This window comes from Mycobacterium angelicum, assembly GCF_002086155.1.
GTDB classification, from domain to species: domain Bacteria; phylum Actinomycetota; class Actinomycetes; order Mycobacteriales; family Mycobacteriaceae; genus Mycobacterium; species Mycobacterium angelicum.
Genome location: NZ_MVHE01000445.1, coordinates 1 through 240 on the forward strand (window position 1 = coordinate 1; position 240 = coordinate 240).

Consider the following 240-nt stretch of genomic DNA (forward strand, 5'->3'; position numbering starts at 1 on the left):
CCTTTTCGGCCAGCATCTCGGGATCCTCAGGATCCATGCCTTGGTCGTTGCGGGAGCCAAAGAACACCACCAGTGCATCGTCGGGCTGGACGGCCCTGGCGGTCAGATCCTCAAACACGTTGCCGTGGTCGCCGGGCACCCCGTAGCCGGCTCGGCCCTCGGCGGCCACGTCGGCTGCGATCCGCACGCCACGTGCAGCGAGCATCTGCCAGGTGCGAGCGGTCCATGATTTCGAGCCCA

Annotated in this window: 1 pseudogene; it reads right to left on the reverse strand. The window is 66.7% G+C overall.

Features of this window, described 5'->3' with window-relative positions:
• Window positions 1-240, reverse strand: a pseudogene (locus BST12_RS30195) (Rv0518 family GDSL lipase); the annotation flags it as partial.